Annotated in this window: 20 protein-coding genes and 1 tRNA gene; 10 read left to right on the forward strand and 11 right to left on the reverse strand. The window is 65.8% G+C overall.

Features of this window, described 5'->3' with window-relative positions; genetic code table 11:
• Positions 1-51 precede the first annotated feature (51 nt).
• From FS845_RS23585 to FS845_RS23595, 3 genes are all read right to left on the reverse strand, one after another.
• Complete coding sequence (locus FS845_RS23585) at positions 52-1,299, reverse strand: dicarboxylate/amino acid:cation symporter (protein WP_144640041.1); 1,248 nt, start codon at positions 1,297-1,299, stop codon at positions 52-54.
• Positions 1,300-1,557: 258 nt separating this feature from the next.
• Positions 1,558-1,779 (reverse strand): alpha/beta fold hydrolase, encoded by a 222-nt coding sequence (locus tag FS845_RS23590; protein ID WP_144640044.1) that lies wholly within the window; start codon positions 1,777-1,779, stop codon positions 1,558-1,560.
• 71 nt (positions 1,780-1,850) lie between these two features.
• The gene (locus FS845_RS23595; RefSeq protein WP_260986426.1) at positions 1,851-3,047 is read right to left on the reverse strand and encodes an MFS transporter; all 1,197 of its coding nucleotides are present in this window, start codon (positions 3,045-3,047) and stop codon (positions 1,851-1,853) included.
• Positions 3,048-3,294: 247 nt separating this feature from the next.
• Between FS845_RS23595 and FS845_RS23600 the strand changes: the two genes are divergently transcribed.
• Positions 3,295-3,918 (forward strand): TetR/AcrR family transcriptional regulator, encoded by a 624-nt coding sequence (locus tag FS845_RS23600; protein ID WP_144640047.1) that lies wholly within the window; start codon positions 3,295-3,297, stop codon positions 3,916-3,918.
• Positions 3,919-3,949: 31 nt separating this feature from the next.
• Here the strand turns inward: FS845_RS23600 and FS845_RS23605 are convergent, their stop codons facing one another.
• The 3 genes from FS845_RS23605 to FS845_RS23615 are packed head-to-tail and all read right to left on the reverse strand — an operon-like array spanning position 3,950 to position 5,744.
• On the reverse strand, positions 3,950-4,261 hold the full coding sequence (locus FS845_RS23605) for a pentapeptide MXKDX repeat protein (protein ID WP_144640263.1): 312 nt from the start codon (positions 4,259-4,261) through the stop codon (positions 3,950-3,952).
• A 47-nt stretch (positions 4,262-4,308) separates the two neighbouring features.
• Entirely contained in the window at positions 4,309-5,100 is a 792-nt protein-coding gene (locus FS845_RS23610; RefSeq protein ID WP_144640050.1) for a molybdopterin-dependent oxidoreductase, read from the reverse strand.
• Between the two features lie 11 nt (positions 5,101-5,111).
• Positions 5,112-5,744 (reverse strand): cytochrome b/b6 domain-containing protein, encoded by a 633-nt coding sequence (locus tag FS845_RS23615; protein ID WP_144640053.1) that lies wholly within the window; start codon positions 5,742-5,744, stop codon positions 5,112-5,114.
• A 181-nt stretch (positions 5,745-5,925) separates the two neighbouring features.
• Between FS845_RS23615 and FS845_RS23620 the strand changes: the two genes are divergently transcribed.
• Positions 5,926-6,585, forward strand: a complete 660-nt coding sequence (locus FS845_RS23620) for a DJ-1/PfpI family protein (RefSeq protein WP_222130024.1) — start codon at positions 5,926-5,928, stop codon at positions 6,583-6,585.
• Between the two features lie 259 nt (positions 6,586-6,844).
• On the opposite strand, the gene FS845_RS23625 is transcribed toward FS845_RS23620, so the two are convergent.
• Positions 6,845-7,747, reverse strand: coding sequence for a LysR family transcriptional regulator (locus FS845_RS23625; RefSeq protein ID WP_313960325.1), 903 nt, complete (start codon positions 7,745-7,747; stop codon positions 6,845-6,847).
• Positions 7,748-7,893: 146 nt separating this feature from the next.
• On the opposite strand from FS845_RS23625, the gene FS845_RS23630 reads away from it, so the two are divergent.
• The 6 genes from FS845_RS23630 (at position 7,894) to FS845_RS23655 (ending at position 13,865) form a co-directional block, all read left to right on the forward strand.
• Positions 7,894-8,958: a TauD/TfdA family dioxygenase gene (locus FS845_RS23630; RefSeq protein WP_186332394.1), complete on the forward strand. Its 1,065-nt coding sequence runs from the start codon at positions 7,894-7,896 to the stop codon at positions 8,956-8,958.
• Between the two features lie 141 nt (positions 8,959-9,099).
• On the forward strand, positions 9,100-10,053 hold the full coding sequence (locus FS845_RS23635; protein WP_186332395.1) for a Bug family tripartite tricarboxylate transporter substrate binding protein: 954 nt from the start codon (positions 9,100-9,102) through the stop codon (positions 10,051-10,053).
• 26 nt (positions 10,054-10,079) lie between these two features.
• Positions 10,080-10,940, forward strand: a complete 861-nt coding sequence (locus tag FS845_RS23640) for an amidohydrolase family protein (RefSeq protein WP_186332396.1) — start codon at positions 10,080-10,082, stop codon at positions 10,938-10,940.
• A gap of 41 nt (positions 10,941-10,981) precedes the next feature.
• On the forward strand, positions 10,982-11,902 hold the full coding sequence (locus tag FS845_RS23645; protein WP_144640065.1) for a hydroxyacid dehydrogenase: 921 nt from the start codon (positions 10,982-10,984) through the stop codon (positions 11,900-11,902).
• Between the two features lie 75 nt (positions 11,903-11,977).
• Positions 11,978-12,937, forward strand: a complete 960-nt coding sequence (locus tag FS845_RS23650) for a Bug family tripartite tricarboxylate transporter substrate binding protein (protein ID WP_186332397.1) — start codon at positions 11,978-11,980, stop codon at positions 12,935-12,937.
• Between the two features lie 112 nt (positions 12,938-13,049).
• Positions 13,050-13,865 carry an IclR family transcriptional regulator gene (locus FS845_RS23655; RefSeq protein ID WP_144640071.1) on the forward strand — a complete coding sequence of 272 codons (816 nt, stop codon included), beginning with the start codon at positions 13,050-13,052 and terminating at the stop codon, positions 13,863-13,865.
• Here FS845_RS23655 and FS845_RS23660 read toward each other — a convergent pair.
• Positions 13,862-15,232, reverse strand: coding sequence for an MFS transporter (locus tag FS845_RS23660; protein WP_144640074.1), 1,371 nt, complete (start codon positions 15,230-15,232; stop codon positions 13,862-13,864). The genes FS845_RS23655 and FS845_RS23660 overlap by 4 nt on opposite strands.
• 113 nt (positions 15,233-15,345) lie before the next feature.
• Here FS845_RS23660 and FS845_RS23665 point away from each other — a divergent pair, with 113 nt between their 5' ends.
• The gene (locus tag FS845_RS23665; RefSeq protein WP_144640077.1) at positions 15,346-16,020 is read left to right on the forward strand and encodes an RraA family protein; all 675 of its coding nucleotides are present in this window, start codon (positions 15,346-15,348) and stop codon (positions 16,018-16,020) included.
• Positions 16,021-16,066: 46 nt separating this feature from the next.
• On the opposite strand, the gene FS845_RS23670 is transcribed toward FS845_RS23665, so the two are convergent.
• On the reverse strand, positions 16,067-17,014 hold the full coding sequence (locus FS845_RS23670; protein WP_260986423.1) for a Bug family tripartite tricarboxylate transporter substrate binding protein: 948 nt from the start codon (positions 17,012-17,014) through the stop codon (positions 16,067-16,069).
• A gap of 179 nt (positions 17,015-17,193) precedes the next feature.
• On the opposite strand from FS845_RS23670, the gene FS845_RS23675 reads away from it, so the two are divergent.
• On the forward strand, positions 17,194-18,408 hold the full coding sequence (locus FS845_RS23675) for a pyridoxal phosphate-dependent aminotransferase (protein ID WP_144640083.1): 1,215 nt from the start codon (positions 17,194-17,196) through the stop codon (positions 18,406-18,408).
• Between the two features lie 319 nt (positions 18,409-18,727).
• Here the strand turns inward: FS845_RS23675 and FS845_RS23680 are convergent.
• Positions 18,728-18,812: transfer RNA gene (locus tag FS845_RS23680), tRNA-Leu, on the reverse strand.
• 176 nt (positions 18,813-18,988) lie between these two features.
• Complete coding sequence (locus FS845_RS23685) at positions 18,989-20,746, reverse strand: monovalent cation:proton antiporter-2 (CPA2) family protein (protein WP_144640085.1); 1,758 nt, start codon at positions 20,744-20,746, stop codon at positions 18,989-18,991.
• Positions 20,747-20,821: the final 75 nt, after the last annotated feature.

Consider the following 20,821-nt stretch of genomic DNA (forward strand, 5'->3'; position numbering starts at 1 on the left):
CTTGCCCGCTCGCCAATCGAGAAACGCCCGCGCATGGCAGGCCCCATTCGATCAAGCCGCGTCGACGACGGGCTTGCGCTTCTCTTCCCACTTCGCGATCACCGCCGTGGCCACGCTGTTGCCGATCACGTTCGTCATCGTGCGGCCCATGTCCAGCAACTGGTCGATGGCCAGGATCAGCGCGATCCCGGCCGCCGGCAGATGGAACATCGGGGCCACCGCCGCGACCACCACCACCGCCCCGCGCGGCACGCTGGCCATGCCCTTGCTGCTGATCATCAGGATGAGCAGCATGGTCACCTGCTGCGAGACCGACATCTCCACGCCGAAGGCCTGCGCGATGAAGATCGCGGCGAAGGCCTGATACAGCATCGAGCCATCCAGGTTGAATGCATAGCCCAGCGGCAGCGTGAAGCCCACCACTTTCTTGTCCACGCCGAACTCCTCCAGCTTTTCCGTCAGGCGCGGAAACGCGGCCTCGCTGCTGGCCGTCGAGAACGCGATCATCGCCGGCTCGCGCACCGTCTTCAGCAGCGTGACGATCTTCGGTCCCAGGAAGGCATAGCCGATGGCGATCAGCACCGCCCACAGCAGCACCAGCGCCAGGTAGAACGAGCCCAGCAGCTTGCCGTACGTGAACAGCACGTCCAGCCCGCGCAGCGTCACCACCGACGCGATGGCGCCGAACACGCCCAGCGGCGCGAAGCGCATCACGTAATCCGTCAGCCGCAGCATCACCGGCACCATGCCGTCGATCACGTCCACCACGTGGCCCACCTTGGGCTCGCGCTTCAATGCGCTCAGCGCCAGGCCCATGAACACCGAGAACACCAGGATCTGCAGGATGTCGTTGCGCGCCATCGCGTCCAGCACGCTGGTCGGGAAGGCATGCGTGATGACGTCCTTCACGTTCAGCCCCGAGGTGTTCAGCCCCGTGCTGACCTCGGCCGCGGGCGCCGTCAGGTTCAGCCCCGCGCCCGGCGCCGTCACGTTCGCCATGACCAGGCCGATGCCCAGCGAGATCAGCGACGCGCACACGAACCACAGCACCGAACGCAACCCGATACGGCCCACTTCCCCGCCGCTGTCCAGCCCGGCCAGGCCCGACACCAGCGTGGCGAACACCAGCGGCGCGATGATCATCTTGATCAGCCGCAGGAAGATGTCGGTGACGATGGAGAAGTAGCCGGCGACTTCCTTCAGTTGCGCGGCATCGGTGATGCTGGCGTGGCATGCGTAGCCGACGGCGACACCCAGCAGCATGGCGATGGCGATGCTCAGGGTCAGGCGGTTCTTCATGGGGGTTCCTCGTGGCGGCGCGTCGGCTCGTGGCGGAACGCGCCTGTGATGCGGAGAAGGCGAATGCCGTACGCCGGGGGAAACGGCATGGCGGGACGACAGGTACAAATAACGGGCAAATGGGTGCGTATTTCGCCTACGTACCGGTGCCCGAAGGCCGAATCATACGGGAAAACCCTCGTAAAAATAAAACCCGCCTCGCGGTCTGCAAGGCGGGCGAGGCCACGACAGCGGACGCAGCGGCATGCGCCGCATCCCTCAAGGCGCGGCCAGGAACCCCACGACCGCATCGTCGAGAGGACGGGCGCATTCCTCCGGCAACCAGTGGCCGCAGCCCTCCAGCACGCTGGCGGTCACGTTCGTCGCATAGCGTCGCATCTGTTCTCCCTGGAACTCGCCCAGGCCGCCATGGCCGCCACCGCCAATGGCCAGCACTGGAATCGTGATCCGGGTCCGGGCCAGTTCCTTGTTGTCCTGCACGTTCCGGTTGAGGACGCGGTAATACTCGAACCGCTGCGCCAGCTTCTACGGCAGCGGCGCGACGTCCAGCGTCAGGCGATGGGCGGCGTGTGGCCGTGCCGCGGCCCGGTCTTGAAGCCATGGGCTCGCGCGGACCACGCAATGACGAACCCGATGGCCAGCAGCAGCACCAGCACGGGCATGAACGACGCCGCGCCCCACCGGTCCAGCAGGACGCCGCCGACCACGCCGCCGCCGGCGATGGCGGTGTTCCAGGCCACCACGTTCATCGAGAGCGCCACGTCGGCGCCTTCGCCGGCGGTATCGGCCAGCGCGGTCTGCAGCAGCGTCGCCGCCCCGCCGAACGTCAGGCCCCATATCGCCACGCCGGCATAGACCGCGGCGGGCACGTGCGCCACCCAGATGAACAGCAGGGCCACCAGGGCGAAGACGGCCAGGCTGGCCAGCACGGTGGCACGCAGGTGGCGGTCGACCAGCCGGCCGGCGCCGAGGATGGCGGCCAGGGCAGCCAGCCCGAAGGTCAGCAGCACGACATCCACCCGTGATTGCAGGCCGGCCTGGGCGGCGAACGGCGCAATGTAGGTGTAGAGAATGTTGTGCGCCAGCATCCATGCCATCACCACGCCGAGCACCGGCCGCACGCCCGGCGTCGTGAAAACCCTGTGCAGCGGCAAGCGTTGATGGCCCGCCTGGCCCGGATAATCCGGCACTTTGGCCAGCACCCATGCGATCAGCACCAAGGTCAGCGCCGACATGACCGCGAAGGCGCTGCGCCAGCCCAGCGCGGCGCCCAGCCAGGTGCCGAACGGCACACCCAGCGACAACGCGATCGGCGTGCCGACCATCGCCACCGCCAGCGCCCTGCCCTGCTGGTGGACCGGCACCATGCGCCGCGCATAACCGGCAAGCAGGCTCCAGGCCACCCCGGCGGACACGCCGGCGAAGAACCGTGCGGCCAGGGTGAGCCAATAGTTCGATGAGATCGCCGTGACTGAATTGAAGAAGAGAAAGCCCAGGATGGTCAGCAGCAGCAGCTTGCGCCGCCGCCAGCCTTGCGTGGCGATGGTCAGCGGAATCGCGGCCAGCAGCGAACCCAGCGCGTACGCCGTCACCGTCTGGCCCGCCAGGGCCGTCGACGTATCGAGACCGGCCGCCATCTGCGGCAGCAGGCCCGCGGGCAGGGTCTCGGTGATGATGCAGACGAAGCCCGTCATGGCCAGCGCCAGCAGCGCGCCGAGCGGCAGCCCGTCTCGCGCCGGGCCCGCCACGGTTGAACTTGAAATGGTCACAGCATTCCCTCCAGGCAAACAAATATATCGATCGGTATATATGTAGATAAAAAAAGTCCCCGAGGCGGGGAAACGTAATGGCCCGGCAGCCGGCCCGCGGGGCAGGCATCGGCTGGCATCGGCGCAACATATATATTGATCGGTACAATAGTAGAACGGCAGCCGGTTGTCAACGACTTATGTATCGACTAGTATTTAAGTAGCGAAACCATCCAAGGAGCCAGACATGGCGGTAATGGGACGTCCGCGTACCTTCGACCGGGACGCGGCGATCGAGCAGGCCATGCACATCTTCTGGCAGAACGGCTACGAGTCGACGTCGCTGAGCCAGTTGAAGGCGGGCATCGGCAACGGGATCTCCGCGCCCAGCCTCTATGCGGCCTTCGGCTCGAAGGAAGCGTTGTTCCTGGAGTGCGCGCAGCGCTATCTGTCCACCTTCGCCCGGGTCACCGAGCCGCTGTGGGATACCGACCTGGCGGCGCGCGATGCGATCGAGACCGCCCTGCGCGCCTCGGCCAGGATGCAGTGCGAGCGTGGGCATCCCAAGGGATGCATGGTCGGCCTGGCCGTGATGAGCGCCCCTTCCGCCGAACATGCGGAAGTCACCGCGCCGCTGACGCGCTCGCGCGCGCGCACGCGCGCCGGCATCACCGCGTGCGTGCAGCGCGGCGTCGACAGCGGAGAACTGCGCCCCGACACCGACGTGCGCGCCCTGGCCACCGTCTTCGATTCCTTCCTGCTGGGCTTGTCCGTCCTGGCGCGCGATGGCGTGCGCCACGCCGCCATGGACGCGGCCATCACCCAGGTCCTGTCGGCGTGGGATGCCGCCAGGGCACTGGCGGGCCGTTGACCCCTTCCCCGACGCGATGCGGTCCTGGAGATTACTTCTTCATTCCGTCACGGGACATGCCGTCCTTTTGCATGCCATTCTTCGACATGCCGTCCCTGGACATCGAATCCTTCTTCATGCCGTCCTTCGACATGCCGTCCCTGGACATCGAATCCTTCGTCATGCCGTCCTTGGACATCGAGTCCTTTTTCATGCCGTCCTTCGACATCCCGTCCTTCTTCATTCCCTCTTTGGACATCGAACCGTTGGACATGCCGTCCCGGCTCATGGAGTCGGCGGCATAGGCGCCGCCCGCGGCCAGGGCCAGGCACATCGAGACAGCGTAGATCGCACTTTTCTTCATGGTGAAAGCTCCGAGTGGTTGCGGCGTCGCCGCGGGTGGAAAAATCATCAGCTGCCGCCGAACCAGTTGTAGCCCTGGTCCTCCCAATATCCTCCGGGGAACGTATTGGTCACGTAAATGGCCTGGATATGCTTGGGGTTCTTGTAGCCGAGCTTGGTCGGCATGCGCAGCTTCATGGGGAATCCGTACTCCGGCGGAAGCGGCCGGCCGTCGTAGGTCAGGGCCAGCAGGGTCTGCGGATGCAGCGCGGTGGGCATGTCGATGCTGGTGTAGTAGTCATCCGCGCATTTGAAGCCCACGTACTTCGCTTGCAGGTCCGCGCCGACGCGCCGCAGGAAATCCGAGAACCGCACGCCGCCCCACTTGCCGATGGCGCTCCAGCCCTCCACGCAGATGTGGCGCGTGACTTGTTCCACCTGCGGCATCGCGCGCAGCTGGTCCAGGCGCCAGGGGCGCTTTTCGGCCACTTGGCCGGACAATTCCAACTGGTAGTCCGCCTCCTCCACCCGTGGCACATCTTCGATGCCGTAGTAGGCGTTGAAGGGAAACGGCCGGGTGATCATCGACTCGGGATAGGTCGGAGCCAGCTGGCCGGGATCGAAGATCCATCCCTGTACGCGGTCGTTGAAACGAGACACGGCGGCAAGCGCCTGCTCGACGCTCTGGTCATCGCTCAAGCTGCAGCCCGACAGCATGGCCAGCCCGCCGAGGGTCAACGTGCGCCGCAGGAACGCCCGGCGCGCGGGCTGCTCGATGCGCGGGGCGAGCAGCCTGCGCGCCTCCTGCACGATGGCCGGGCCATCCAGCCGGGACGAAATGGAGCGTTTGCGTAAGGTCATCCTGTGTCCTTCTACTTGCCGCGGATCATCGCCGACAGCGTGCGGGGCACCAGGGCCACCATCAGGACGTGCAGCGCCACGAACGCCACCAGCAACGACATGGCGATGAAATGCACGTAGCGGGCGGCGTCATATCCCCCCATCAGCGTGCGCAGCGTGTCGAACTGCACGGGTTTCCACAGCGCCAGGCCGGACAGGACCAGCAGCGCGATGTCGAGCACGGCGAATAGATAGGCCAGCCGCTGCACAGCGTTGTAATCGCGGGGATCGGCATGGGACAGGCGGCCGCGCAGCGCGGCGGCCAGGTCAACGGCGACGCGGCGCGGCGACAGCGGGAAAAAGCGATGCCGCAAGCGGCCGCTGCCCAGGGTCAGGGCAAGGTACAGCAAGCCATTGCCAGCCAGCAGCCACATGCCGGCGAAGTGCCACTGCAGCGCGCCGCCCAGCCAGCCGCCCAGCGTGACGCCCGCCGGGAAACTGAAATCGAACAGGGGCGACGCGTTGTAGATCCGCCAGCCGCTGGCGACCATGACCAGGACGGCCAAGGCGTTCAACCAGTGCGTCACGCGCAGCCAGACAGGGTGTATCACCTGTGAAGCGGCGGCGTCTGTGGCCGATGCAGAGGGGGGCGTTGGAGTGACCATGTGGACAGTGTCGACCGAACCCCATCGCGAAATCCTCACGCAAACTTAAATTAATCGTGATAACTCGGTCGACCCACCGTGCCGGCGATTCGAGGCATGTTCCACAGCTTCGTCCACGCTCGTACACTGGGAAAGAACACTGATGGGCGATTTCCGTCCAACGCACCCAAAGAGGCGACGCATGACCCAGTCACAGCCTTCCCACACCAGCGCGCGCGCCGATGCTCGCGTCCTGCTCGTCGGCATGGTCGTTTTCGAGGGTTTCGAGCTATTGGACGTGTTCGGCCCGCTCGAAATGTTCGGCATGCTGCGCGACCGGGTCCGCATCGTCATGCTCGCCGACCATGCGGGGCAGGCGGCAAGCAGCGGCGGCCCGGCGGTCGTCGTGGACCATACCTTCGCCGATGCGCCCGCGCTGGACGTCCTGATCGTCCCGGGAGGCATGGGCACCCGGCGCGAAGTCGACAACCCGTCCTTCATCGCCGCCATCCGCCAGCTGGCGCAGCGCACCCCGCACGTCGCCTCGGTATGCACGGGATCGGCGGTGCTTGCGAAGACGGGATTGCTCGACGGGCATCAGGCCACGACCAACAAGCGGGCTTACCAGTGGGCGACCAGCCAGGGCCCGGATGTGCGCTGGGTCCGGCAGGCTCGGTGGGTGGAAGACGGAAAGTATTTCACGTCCTCCGGTGTCTCCGCCGGCATCGACATGTCGCTGGCCCTGATCGAACGGCTTTTTGGCAAGGAGGCCGCGCTGCAGGTCGCGCATGGCGCGGAGTACGAGTGGAACCAGGATCCTCACCACGATCCCTTCGCCAAGGCCAATGGGCTGGTGGACTGAGATCGCGCATCGCTGTCCTGTGCGCGCGCAACGGCGGCGTCGAATGAAGTCAGAAGCCAGTTCAGGCGTTGTCCTTACGGGCTTTTGTATTTTCCTGTCAACCGAATACGGCAATGCCTGCTCGGCACCACCACCTACTAGGGCTATCTTTTCGTTCTGATTGCTGCTCACCATGGCCGAGCGTCAACCCAACAGGCCGGCCTCCCACGCGATCGCCACAGCCAGCTTGCTCGGCTGCTTGGGTCGGTGAAGTCGCACGCTACGCGCCCTGGAACGCCCTGCCAAAATCGCAGCAGCGCATTGCAATGTCCACCAGTTGGTCCATTACAAGGCTATGGTTTTCTGCCTTGTGCACGGCCGCGAAAACCACATCCGGCACGGGCGGCTTGACGTCGAGCACTTCCAGCATGCCCAGGTCTATCAGCGGCTGCAGGGCGAACTGCGGCAAATGGGCCACGCCCAGGCCGGACACAGTCATGCCGATGATCGCCATGAGGTTGTTGCTGACGATCCAGTTCCGGGTGCCGACGCCCGCGGCGCGGAACCATTCGTCATAGAGCAGCCCGGTCGCCGATCGTCCTCCCTGTGTCAGCACGCGCTGTTCGGCGATGTCGTGGACATTCAGTGCCTTGGCCGTCGGCAACAGTCCTGGCTTGCACATCCAGGCATTGCGAACCTTGCCCAAGGTGCGTTTTTCCAGGCGGCTGTCCTCGAACAGGTCCGGAAGAATGGCGATATCGAGGTTGCCCGCCAGCAGCTTGTTGCGCAGGCCGAAGCTGTCGTCGATGTCGGGCTCGAAAGAGGTTCGGGGAAATCTGGCATGGACCTCGTTGACGAAACGCGGCAGCCACGTCAACGCCGTCAGCTCGGTCACGCCGATGCGCAATTGGCGCTCGGGCGGCGCCGCCTGGACGAATCCCTGGATGGCCTGCTCGCGCCGGCCCAGCAGATCCTTGGCGATGGCATACATCTCTTCGCCTTTCTCGGTCAGGCGCGCCGCCCGCAGCGTCCGGTCGAACAGGGGTGTGCCGAACGCGTCCTCCAGCTCCCGCACGCGCTTGGACACGGCGGGCTGCGTCGTATGCAGCTTCTGCGCGGCCTGGGAAAAGCCGCCCAGTTGCGCCACCCAATAGATGGCCTCCAGCTGCTTGAACGTCATCATTTCAATTCCAATTAGTTATTCATATAAATAAAAATTTATCGCTTTTTCTTATGTATTTTTTGCTCGAACATTGCGCCATGTCAAGCGCCGCGCCGTGAACCGGCAGGTCGCCTGCCCCCTCTATCCATTGCATGGAGACGCAAGAAATGTCCGAGTACCAACCCGTTACCGACGCCACCGCCTGGACGGCCGAACAGCTGAACAATGACCAGAGCTGGATCTACCGCTTCGGACCCGAAGCCATTGCCGAGCTGAACGCGGCCCTGGACAAGGTGCGCCACATTCCCATCACCGATATCCGCAAGGAAGACTTCCCGCTGGACAAGGTTGCCGTCGACCTGAAGAAAGTGGCGGAGCAGGTCGAGGAAGGTATCGGCATGGCGGTGCTGCGCGGCCTGCCGGTGTTCGACTATTCGAAGGATGACGCCTCGCGCATCTATTGGGGCATCGGCTTGCACCTGGGCCGCCCCGTCACCCAGAACTCGCGTGCCCATCTGCTGGGCCACGTCAAGGACGAAGGCGTGAAGTACGGTCACAAGACCCGTGGCTACAACACCAGCGCCAAGCTGAACTTCCATACCGACAACACCGACGTCGTCGGCCTGCTGTGCCTGCGCGTGTCCAAGACGGGCGGTTTCAGCCGCATCACCAGCACGACCTCCATCCACAACGAGATCCTGAAGCGCCGCCCCGACTTGCTCAGGCCCCTGTACGAAGGCTTCTACTACGACCTGAAGGGCGAGCACCTGCCGGGCCGCCCGCCCCTCACCGACCATCCGATTCCGGTGTTCAGCTGGTTCGACGGCAAGCTCAGCTGCCGCTACCTGCGCAACGCCTTCGAACCCGCATTCGAGAAACGCGGCACGCCCGCGACCAAGGAACAGGTGGAAGCGATGGACCTGTTCGACGAACTGGCGGGCAGCAAAGCGCTGTGTTTCGAAATGGCCATGGAGCCCGGCGACATGCAGCTGCTGAACAACCACGTCATCGTGCACTCGCGCACGGCCTTCGAGGATTACGAAGAAGAAGACCGCAAACGCCATCTGCTGCGCCTGTGGCTGCGCACGGACTATCGGCCCCTGGCCCCGGAATTCGCGGAGCGCTTCGGCCCCGGCACCGCGCGCATGGGTGTGCCCACGCCCGAGGCGTTCGGCCTGCCGCCGCGTCCGCCGCTGGAACACGGCCTGCCCGAGCCGGCGATGGGCCACTGATTCCGCCCAAGCCTGCGGCCGTGCCATGGCACGGCCGCGACCGGTACGCCCTGCAACGCCGCGCCACAGGCCTCGGCGCGCCGGCGTGCCGGCAATCCAATAAAAAACCAACAGGAGACAGGAATGCAAAGACGTTCCTTCATGCGCGCCGTGGCGCTGCTGCCCGCAACCCTCGCCCTGGGCGCGCGCGCCAACACGAACTTTCCGACCCAGCCCATCACGATCATCGTGCCCTACGCGCCGGGCGGCAGCATCGACGCCGTGGCACGGCTGGTCGGCGCCTCGATGTCGAAGACGCTGGGGCAGTCGGTCATCATCGAGAACAAGCCCGGCGCGGCGGGCGTCATCGGCGCCGACTTCGTCAGGCGTGCGGAGCCTTCCGGCCATACGCTGCTCTGTACGGCGAATGGCAGTTTCACCATCGCGCCCCGCATGCTGGCCAAGCGTCCCTTCGCGGCCTCCGATTTCCGGGCGGTCGGGGCGATCGGCTCCACGCCGATGGTGCTGGCGGCCAGCGCGAAGGGACGGTTCAAGACGTTCGAGCAGCTGCTCGACTTCGCGAAATCGCATCCCGACGAAGTGACCCTCGCGCATCCCGGCAACGGCACCACCAACCACGTCGCGATCCTGCGCCTGCAGGAACTCACGCGTGCGCGTTTCACCATCGTGCCGTACAAGGGTTCGGCGCCGGCGCTCAGTGACCTGATCGGCGGACAAGTCGACGGCATGGTGGATCAACTGCCCAGTTCCATGCCGCACATCAAGGCGCAAAGGCTGTTGCCGCTGGCGGTAACCAGCAAGGCGATGGCCCCGGACCTTCCATCCGCCAGGCCGATTGCCGAACGGCTCGGCACGGACTTCGACGTCAGCACCGTGACCGGGGTTCTCGCTCCCGCCGGAACGCCGGCCGAGGTGGTCGAGACGGTCAACCGTGCATTGAATGCCGCGCTGGCCGACGCCGAAGTCATCGGGCGCCTCAAGGACCTCGGCGTGGTTCCCTCGCCAGGCACGAGCACGAAGTTCGGGGACTTCCTGCTGGCCGAAGACCAGATGGCGGAGACGATGTTCCGCCAGGGCCTGTTGAAGGCGGAATGATGGCCCTGCCCTCGAACGACGCGGCATTGCCGTTCCCGGCGCGGCCCGCACGCACGCCGCCGCGAAATTCCTGCGACTGCCACTGCCACGTCTTCGGGCCGTACGACACCTTTCCGCTCGAGGCCGAGCGCAGCTATACGCCGCCCGAAGCCTCCGCGCAGCGATACCTGGGCATGCTGGACCAGCTCGGCATGCAGCGTGGCGTCCTCGTGCAGGCCTCGGCCCATGGCCTGGACAACGCCGCCATGCTGCACGCGCTGGCCGTGGATAGCGACCGCCTGCGCGGCGTCGCCGTCGTGCCCGCGAATACATCGTTCCACGCATTGAAAACGTTGCGGGACCAGGGCGTCCGCGGCTTGCGGCTGTCCCGCCTGCTGGACGGGAACGGCTCTGCCCGATATCGGAACGTCGTCGATATCTCGGCGCTGGATGCGTTGCTGCCCGCGATGCGCCAGCTCGATCTGCACGCGCAACTGTGGATCACGCTGGACCAGTTGCCACGGCTGGCTCCGGTGATCCGCACCGCTGGAATCCCATTCGTCATCGACCACATGGGGCGATCCGAGCCCATCAATGGCGTCGCCGATCCGCATTTCGCCCTGATGTGCGAACTCGTCGCGGAAGGACATCTATGGGTGAAGCTCACGCCTTACCGTCCGTCGCAGCGGCCGCCCGGATACGAGGACGTCCGGCCGCTGCACGAGCATCTGGTGCGCATCAATCCGCAGCGCCTGCTGTGGGGAAGCGACTGGCCGCACATCAATCTTGCCGCACCGCCCGACGCCGGGCGGCTGCTGGACCTCTTCTTCGACTGGACCGCCGACGCGCGCGCGCGCCAGGCGATCCTGGTCGACAACCCGGCCGCGCTGTACGGATTTCCCGGCTGAGGCCGTGCTTCACACAAGACTCATCATTCGTAGAGAAAGCCATGACTCAAGAAACCATCGTCATCACCGAAGAGAAAATCCACCCGGACGCCGTTGCGTTGCTGAAGGACTACCGACTCTGCTACACGGGAGCGCGATTCTCGCAGGAGGACCTGGTCGCGCTCGTCGAGCGTGAGCAGCCCGTCGCCATCCTGTCCCGCTATGGAAAGATCAACGAGCAGGTACAGTCCGCGTCGCGCAAGTTGAAGGTCATCGGAAGACATGGCGTAGGCATGGACGCGATCGACCAGGAAGCCGCCAGGCGGCTCGGCGTCAAGGCCATCGCCGCCACCGGATCGAACAGCCAGGCCGTCGCGGAACTCGCGCTGGGCCTCATCCTCGCCTGCGCCCGGCGCATCAGCTGGCTGGATTCGCGCATGCACGAAGGGCATTGGGACAAGCAGAGCTACGTCGGCTTCGAATTGTCCGGCGCAACCCTGGGAGTGGTCGGCTGCGGATCCATCGGCGGCCGGGTGGTTCGTTTCGCCCAGGCCATCGGCATGCGCGTCCTGGTCAACGACCCCTATCTCGAGGCCCATCGGTTGCCCGACGGCGCGACGAAAGTGGAATTGGAGGAACTGCTGGCGTCCAGCGACGTGGTTTCGCTGCATTGCCCGCTGGACCACTCGACCCGCAATCTGCTGGACGCGCGGCGGCTGGGCCTGCTGCGCAAGGGCGCCATCGTCATCAATACCGCCCGCGCCGGCATGATCGACGAGGACGCCATGCGCGAGAAGCTGCATGCGGGCGATCTCCACCTGGGCCTGGACTGCTTCGTCAACGAGCCCATCACCGCCGAATCGCCGTGGACGGACACGCCCAACGCCATACTGACCCCGCACATCGGGGGCACGACCAACGGCGGCCTGCGGGGCATGGCCGTGGGCGCGGCGAAGAACATTCTTTCCGTCCTCCAGGGCTGACGTCCTGGGCAACCCTTTCCATCCACAAGAATGTGCCTCGGACATCGAGGCACGGATCATTACCACGGAGACTACATGCGCCGCTTCCTGATGTACTGCCTGATGCTTTGCGCCAGCGCGCTGCCTGCCGCGCAGGCGGAGGATTTCCCTTCGCGCCCCCTGCGGCTGATCGTTCCCTACACGGCCGGCGGAGCCCTGGACAATATCGCCCGCATACTGGCCGAGGGCCTGGGCAAGAACCTGGGCCGATCGGTCGTGGTGGAGAACCGCCCCGGCGGCAACAACCTGATCGCCACCCGCGCGCTGCAAAGCAGCGACCCGGACGGCTATACGTTGATGCTGACGACCAACGGCACGATGTCGATCGCGCCGGTGCTGTATGCCAATACGCCGTATGATCCGCTGACCGACTTCTCCCACATCGGGCTGGTGTCCAGCTATCCGTACATCCTGGTCAGCAAGGCCGGGGCCTTCGCCGATTTCGCGACGGTGCTGAAGAAGGCTGCCGCCGATCCGGAGAGCATCTCGATGGCCTACACGGGACACGTGAAATCGCTGTCCGTCGACTGGCTGGGCGTGCTGACCAAGTCGAAGATCCTGAAGGTGCCCTACAAAGGCGACAACGACGCGATCAGCGACCTGGCCGGAGGCCGCGTCGACATCGCGATGATCGGCCCGTCGGTGGTGATGCCGCTGGTCCAGGAGAAAAAACTCGACGCACTGGCCGTGACCTCGAACAAGAGGCTGCCCGCCCTGGCGCAGGTCCCCACCGTGGCCGAGTCCGTCACGGGGTTCAATGTGGACGTGTGGACGGGGCTGGTGAGCAACCGGAAAGTGCCCGAAGCGAGGCTGGAGATCCTGAGGAACGCGCTGACCAGGACGCTCGAGGATCGGGACTTCCAGGCGCGCCTGAGCCAGACCGGCGACACCGTGCTCATCGGAGCCGGTCCGAAATTCCGCCAGCGCATCTCCGATGACCTGGCGCTGTGGCGAAACGTGATGAAGGAGGCGAACATCAGCCCGATCACCCAGTAGTCTCCACACTCGTCTGCGGCGCATTGCGCCGACGCTGCACCGCGGCGCCGATCTCCAAAGTTCAAAAGCATCAGGACGTTATAATTTTGATACTTTGCTCAGGAGACAGAACATGGCCAAGGCCGCAGTGGATCGATCGGTAAGCGCCGTAGACCGCACACTTTCGATCCTCGACGCCTTCGTCGGCGGGGACGGCGTCCGATCGCTGTCGGAACTGGAAGAAGCCACGGGCCTGTTCAAGAGCGTTATCTTCCGCTACATGCTCTCGTTCGAGCGGCTCGGATACGTGATCAAGCGCAGCGACGGGCGCTACCAGCTCGGGTCGCAGGTGCTGCGGCTGGGACGCGCGTTCGAACGCGCCTTCGACATGTCGCAATACGTGCTGCCGGTGCTGCGCACGCTGACCGAGCAGACTCGCGAGACCTCATCGTTCTACGTGTTGGAGAACGACATGCGTCTTTGCCTGTACCGTATCGACTCGCCATCGCTGCTGCGCGTGACGATCCATCCCGGCAGCCGCCTGCCCCTGGATGAGACCGCCACGGGCCAGGTGCTGTCGCGGTTCGGCCATCCGGCTCGGCGCAGGCAGCAGGCCGATCCCTCGGGTTACCTGCGCACATCGCGCAACATCACGGGCAGCGGCGATCCGGATCACGTGGCCTCCATGTCGGTCCCCATCTTCGGCCTGGACAACGAACTGATCGGGGCTCTCACGGTGTCAGGGCCCACGTCGCGCTTCGATCCCGATACCGATGACTCCGCCCGTGCCGCGCTGGCCAATGCCGCGATGAGCCTGAGCCGCAGCGTGGGCGGCAAGAACGCCTACCCCGAAGGCGAAGGCTGGTACGGCGCCCACGACACGACGGGCGCACCCGCCGAACCGCTTCGACAGCGCCGTGCCCCCGCGCGCAAGAAGGCGACGGCCTAGTTGTCCGAGCCCGCCCGCAGGCGGGACGCGCTGACCAGCGCGGCCAACAACGCGAAACCCGCTGCGGCGTAGACGCATGCCAATGCCCCCGCGGAGCCGAATCGGTGCAACAGGTACGCTACCAAGGCCGCGCCCGCCGATTGGCCCAGCAGACGCGCGGTCCCCAACATCCCGCTGGCTGCGCCGCTGCGCGTTTGGGGCGCCGCCCCGATCATGGCGCGGTTGTTGGCCGGCTGGAACAGGCCGAAGCCGAATCCGCAAAGCGCCATGCACGTCAGTACGCTGCCGAGAGACGTCGCGGCGGGCAGCGCCGCCAGGACGGCCATGCCCGCGCAAAGCAGCGACATGCCGATGGCGCCCAGCACCCCGGCGGGATAGCGGTCCGCCAGCCGGCCGGCCAGGCTGGCCGTGCACGCCAGCGTCAAGGGCCATGGCGAAAGCATCAAGCCCGCGTCGACCGCATCGAAGCCCAGCCCCAGCTGGAAGTAGAACGGCAGCCCGATGAACGCCACCATTTGCGCCCCGAACGAGCACAGCGAGGTCAGCACGGAAAGCCTGAAAATGGGAATGCGCAAGAGGTCGAGCGGCAACAGGGGCGCGGGGTCATGCCTCAGTCGCCGAACGAGTGCCCAACCTCCGATCAGGGCCACCGCCAGCGGCGCAGCCACCATGGCGGGCGCCAGCCCATGCGACAGGTTCACCAGGGTCAGCATGGCCCCGCCGAACGTGGCCGCGCTGAATACGGCACTTGGCCAGTCGACCCGGACGTCTCGCTGGTGACTGTACGGCAACGATCGCCATCCCAAGCCGGCCGCGGCCATGCCGACGGGCGCGCCGATGGCGAACAGCCAATGCCAAGTGCCCACGGAAAGAATGAAACTGGCCACGATGGGCGCCGCGGTCGACGCCAGCGCCGCGATGGTGGCGTTCATGCCGATGGCTCGCCCGAATTGCTCTTTGGGCACGGCGTAGCGCAGAAGGGCCAGGTTCACGCTGAGCACGCCCGCCGCCGCCAGGCCCTGCAGGGCTCTCGCCAGCGTCAGGCACTCCAGATTCGGCGCCGTCGCACTGAGCACGGCCGAGACGGCAAAGAGGCAGAGCCCCGCCAGGTAGACTCTTCTATAGCCGACGATCTCGCCCAGCGCGGCGAAAGGCAGCAAGGCCATCACGACCGCCAACTGGTAGGCATTGACGACCCAGACCGACGAAGCGGCATCCACGCCGAAATCCTTGGCGATGCTGGGCAGGGCGACCGCCGCGATGACGCCATCCATGATGGCCATTGCGATACCCAGGGCGCTGGTCAGCAGCGCCTTCTTCCTGCGCGCTCCGGTCAGGCCGCCGGGCGCGATGCTGCTTGGTTCCATAGCTGGGATTCTAAGCCTTGAACAATCGCCGTGCGCCTAGGCAGGACGGCCATGTGACGATATCATAACTACGTTATGTTTTATTGCCACCAGGCCCAGAGGAGTACAGATATATGTCCAGCAATGCACACCCCGCCATCCGCACCGACTTCGAGCGCGTGCCGCCCGAACTGGTGACCCGCGCCAAGGCGTACCAGGCGGCGATCTTCTCCGATGTCGCCGGACGCCGCGGGGCGCTGGATGGCCGCATCCGCGCCCTGGGCGCGCACATGAAGATCTGCGGCCCGGCGTTCACCGTCGAAGTACGGCCAGGCGACAACCTGATGTTCCACGCAGCCCTGGCCAACGCACGGCCGGGCGACGTCATCGTCGTCGACGGGAAAGCAGACCGCACCGTGGCGCTGTGCGGCGCGCTGATGAGCGCACAGGCCAGGGCCGCCGGCATCGCCGGCTTCGTCGTCGACGCCGCCGTGCGCGACTCCGACGAACTGGCGGGGGGCGACTTTCCGATCTTCTCGGTGGGCACGAATCCCAATGGCCCTACCAAGGGGCTGGGCGGCCGGGTGAATTGGCCCATCTCCGCGGGCGGCGTGGCCATCGACCCGGGCGACCTCATCCTGGGGGATGCGGACGGCGTCGTGGCGATTCCCCGTGAACAGGTCGAGGCGTTGCTCGATCTGGCCGAAAAGAAGGTGCAGGCCGAGGCAAAGCGCATGCGCGAAATCAGCGAAGGCAAGCTGAAGGCGCCGTGGCTGGAAGACGCGCTGAAGGCCGCCGGGGTGATCTGAGGCCAGCGGCGGGACGCCCATCCCAAGGCAGGGATGGGCTTTGGCCCTATTCGAACTTGATGTGCTTGACGGTCTCGCCCCAGCGCTGCCTGTCCTTGACCAGGAACGCCTGGAACTCCTCGGGCGTGCTGCCGACGATGGGCATGCCGTCCGCCTCGAAGCGCTGGCGGATGTCCGGGTCGGACAGCGCCTTCAGAACGGCCTGACGCAGAGTCGCGACGCGATCTTTCGGCACCCCCGGCGAGGTACACAGGCCAGCCCAAGGGGTCGGATCGAAATCGGCCAGCCCCGCCTCTTGCGTCGTCGGCACGTCAGGCAAAGCCGCCAGGCGCTGCGGACCCGCAACCGCCACCGCGCGGACCCCGCCCGCCTTGATCTGCGGCATGGCACTGGCCAGTTGGTCGAACATCAGCGACACCCGTCCGGCCACGAGGTCGGTCATGGCCTGTCCCGCCCCCTTGTAGGGGACGTGCGGAATCTGGATCCCGGCACGCTGCACGAGCATTTCTCCGGCGAGGTGCGAGGCCGTGCCGTTGCCCGAGGACGCGAAGTTCAGCTCGCCCGGATGCGCCTTGGCGTAGCTGACCAGCTCCGGAAACGTCTTGGCCGGGCTGCTCCTGTTGACCAGCACGATGTAGGGCGTATTGGCGATCACGGTGACCGGCGTGAGCTGGCTCGCGTCGAAAGGCGCGGGCTGCGGCAGGAAGGGCTGGATGGAAAAAAGCCCCGTCGTACACAACAGCGCCGTCTGTCCATCGGGCTCGGCCTTGCGGACCGCCTCCGCGGCGATCGCGCCGCCCGCGCCCGGTCGGTTCTCGATGATCACCGGCTGGCCCAGAGCGGCCTCCATCTTCGGCGCCAGCACGCGCGCGATGATATCGGTGGAGCCTCCTGCCGCGAAGCCCACCACCAGCCGCAGGGGCTTGTCGGGAAAGGCGGCCGAGGCTGGCGCGGGGGCCAAGGCGCCCAGCGAAACGCCCAGGGCGGCGGCCAATCCAAGTTTTCTTGCAATCATGATGTTCCCTTCTCCGGGATCCGTTGTGCATTCCGCATGCGCGGCCCGATTCCGTTTTGGCGCTCGGTGATTTATCATAACCTCATTATGATTTACCGACAGCTAGCGTTTTCCTCTATCCAGGGCCCTGCGAAGCCCTGCCCATCCGGACGTCCATCATGACCACCCCAGCTACGCTGCGCTCCGATGCACTGCTGCGCATCAACCCCCCTGCCACCATCGCCATGTCGGAAAAGGCGCGGCGGCTGAAGGCGGACGGCCGCGACGTCATCGCGCTCAGCTCCGGAGAGCCCGACTTCGATACGCCCGGCAACGTGAAGTCCGCGGCCGTGCGCGCCATCGAGGCCGGCAAGACCAAGTACCCTCCCGTCGCGGGCATTCCCCAGCTGCGCGAGGCGATCGCGGACAAGTTCGAGCGCGACAACGGCCTGCGCTACAAGGCGGCGCAGACAATCGTGTGCTCCGGCGGCAAACAGGTCATCTCCAACGCTTTCTTCGCCACCCTGAATCCCGGCGACGAAGTCATCGTTCCCGCTCCGTACTGGGTCTCCTACCCCGAGATGGTGGCACTTTGCGGCGGCAAACCGGTCATCGCGCTCTCCAGCGCCGAGGTCGGCTTCAAGCTGACGCCCGGGGCATTGGAAGCCGCCATCACGCCACGCACGAAGTGGCTCTTGTTGAACTCGCCGTCGAACCCGTCCGGCGCGGCCTATACGCGGTCCGACCTCGAGGCCCTGGCCGAGGTGCTGCTGCGCCATCCCCAGGTACGCATCCTGTCGGACGACATCTACGAACACCTGGTTTACGACGGCGCCGAATTCGTCACCCTGGCCCAATGCGAACCGCGGCTGCTCGAACGCACGCTGACCATGAACGGCGTCTCCAAGGCCTATGCCATGACGGGTTGGCGCGTTGGCTTTGCCGCCGGCGACCCCGAACTGATCGCGGCGATGGAAGCGGTACAGAGCCAGGTCACGTCGGGAGCCTGCTCGATCGCGCAGTGGGCATCCGTCGAGGCGCTGTCGGGTCCCCAGGACTACCTGGCCGGCCGACGTGACGCTTTCCAGGCGCGCCGCGACATGGTCGTCGACCGTTTGAACCACGCCAGCGGCCTGTCATGCGCGGTGCCGCAAGGCGCATTCTATGTATTCCCCTCCATGGCCGGGACGCTGGGCAAGAGAGCTCCGTCGGGCACGGTCATCGACAGCGACGAACGGTTCGCGCTCGAATTGCTGGACACGCAAGGCGTGGCCATCGTGCATGGTTCCGCATTCGGCTTGCCTGGCCACTTCCGGATTTCCTATGCCGCCTCCGATGCCGAACTGCGGGAGGCCTGCCGCCGCATCACCGAGTTCTGCGCCGCCCTTGCCTGAGGCGGCCCGGGCCTGAAGGATCGAGGGCCGTTCGCACGAACGGCCCTTTTCCTTTGGGCGCTGGATCCCAGGAACCTGATGAATCCCGGCAAGATGCTGCCTAGCCTGGAAGGGACAGGTATGGATGCTATCGGCTGAAAAGTCCGCCTCGCCGCGCACCGCGGCGTGCCCCTTGCGCGGAATCGCTCAACCCGGCACGAAGACCATGGAGGGTTCATGGCTCAGTTGGACAATCCCGGGAGGCCAAGATGGGAAAAGCCCGTAAGGCATTGATCCTTACGGGCTTTTTTCACATTCCAGACATTTCTGGAGTAATTCCTGGTGCCGACGGCGAGACTCGAACTCGCACAGCTTTCGCCACTACCCCCTCAAGATAGCGTGTCTACCAATTTCACCACGTCGGCATGGGGTGCTACACCTACCGGGCCAGTGCCGCGGCGGCTACCGTGGCTCGGCGGATCCTTGGTCTCCATGTGCTGAGGCTGCACTTCGAGAAGGAAGTCGGAAATTCTAGCATGAGTCGACCGCGTCACTCAAATGAACGCCGTCATGGCGCCCACCTGTGTTGCTCCCAAGCCCCCTACGACCCCTGCTTCTTCGCCATATTCCCCAGGATCAGATCCCGTCCGGCAAAGATCCCGCCCGTCGTCTCCAGCACCAGCCGCTCCGCATCGCGCCGCCGCACCTCGGCCAGGTACTCGTCCGCCTGCTCCTCGCTCACCCCCAACCGCAGCACCGCCTCGCGCCCCATCGCCATCCCCGATTCGAAGGTCTCACGAATCACGAAATCGGCATCATGCTTGATCAGCTCCACCGCATGCTCGCGGTCCCACGCCCGCACCAGGATCCCGGTATGCGGATTGGCCTCCTGCACGTTCTCGACGATGCGTGTGGCGGCCGCCTTGTCGTCCACGCAGATCAGGACCAACCGGGCATGGTGGATGCCCGCCGCGTGCAGCACGTCCGGGCGCACGCCGTCGCCGTAGTAGACCTTGAAGCCATACTTCTCGGCGTTGCGGATCGCTTCCGGATCGTTGTCGATGATGGACAGGTCCGCGCCGCTGGCCAGCAGGCTCTGGCTGGCGATCTGGCCGACGCGGCCGAAGCCCACGATCAGCACGCAGCCCTTCAGGTCGCGCGCCTGGTCCACGCCGTCCATCGACGGTGCTTCCTTGCGCATCATGCGCTTGTGCGCGATCACGGCCAGCGGCGTCAACACCATGGACAGCACGATGATGGCCGTCATGTTGGCATTGACCTGCGCATCGATCACCTGCCGTTGCGCGGCCGCCTGGTACAGGACGAAGGCGAACTCGCCGCCCTGCGCCATCAGGATGGCGCGATCCGTCGCCTCGGCGCGCGAGCTCTTCAGCAAGCGCGCCACGCCGTAGATGCACAGCGCCTTGACCACCATCATGGCCAGCACGCTGGCCGCGATCAGCGGCCAGTTCTCATACACCACGTCCAGGCGCAGCGACAGGCCCACGGCCAGGAAGAACAGCCCCAGCAGCAGCCCGCGGAAGGGCTCGATGTCGGCTTCCAGCTGATGGCGGAAGCTCGACTCGGACAGCAGCACGCCCGCGATGAAGGCGCCCATGGCCATCGACAGGTTGCTCTTCTCCATCAGCACCGCGGCGCCCAGCACCACCAGCAGCGCGGCGGCCGTCATCACCTCGCGCGCCTTGGCGCGGGCCAGGATGCGGAACAACGGGTTCAGCAGCCACAGCCCCGCGGCCACCAGCACGGCAATGGCGCCGGCGGCGATACCGATGCTCTCGAGCACCGCGCCCGATTCGCGCGGCGCGGCGCCCTCGGGGGCCAGGAAGGCCACGATGGCCAACAGCGGCACGATCAGCAGGTCTTCGAACAGCAGCACCGACACGATGCGCTGCCCGCCCGGCTGGGCGATGTCGCCCCGCTCGTTCAGGATCTGCACGACGATGGCGGTGGAGGTCAGCACGAAGCCCATCGCCGACACGAAGGACACCGCCAGCGGGAAGCCGAAGGCCAGGCCCACGCAGGTCAGCAGGAGGCCGCAGGCCAGGATCTGCGCGCTGCCCAGGCCGAAGATCTGCCGCCGCAGGCCCCAAAGGTGCGACGGCCGCATCTCCAGGCCGATGATGAACAGGAACATCACCACGCCCAGTTCCGCCACGTGCAGCAGGGTGCCGTCGTCGCGGATCAGCCCAAGTCCGAAGGGGCCGATGACCAGGCCGGCCACCAGGTAGCCCAGCACCGATCCCAATCCCAGCTTGCGGAACAGCGGTACCGCGATGACCGCCGCTCCCAGCAAGGTGAGCACTTGTTCCAAACCGCCTGCGCCGGATTCCACTGCCATGTCGAGCCTTTCCTGTATGCGTTGTTTGGCCGCATCATAAAGGCAAGTGACGGCAGGGGCGTGAAAAGGCCTGCA

This window comes from Bordetella genomosp. 13 (assembly GCF_007679965.1).
In the GTDB taxonomy this organism is placed as follows: Bacteria; Pseudomonadota; Gammaproteobacteria; order Burkholderiales; family Burkholderiaceae_B; genus Bordetella.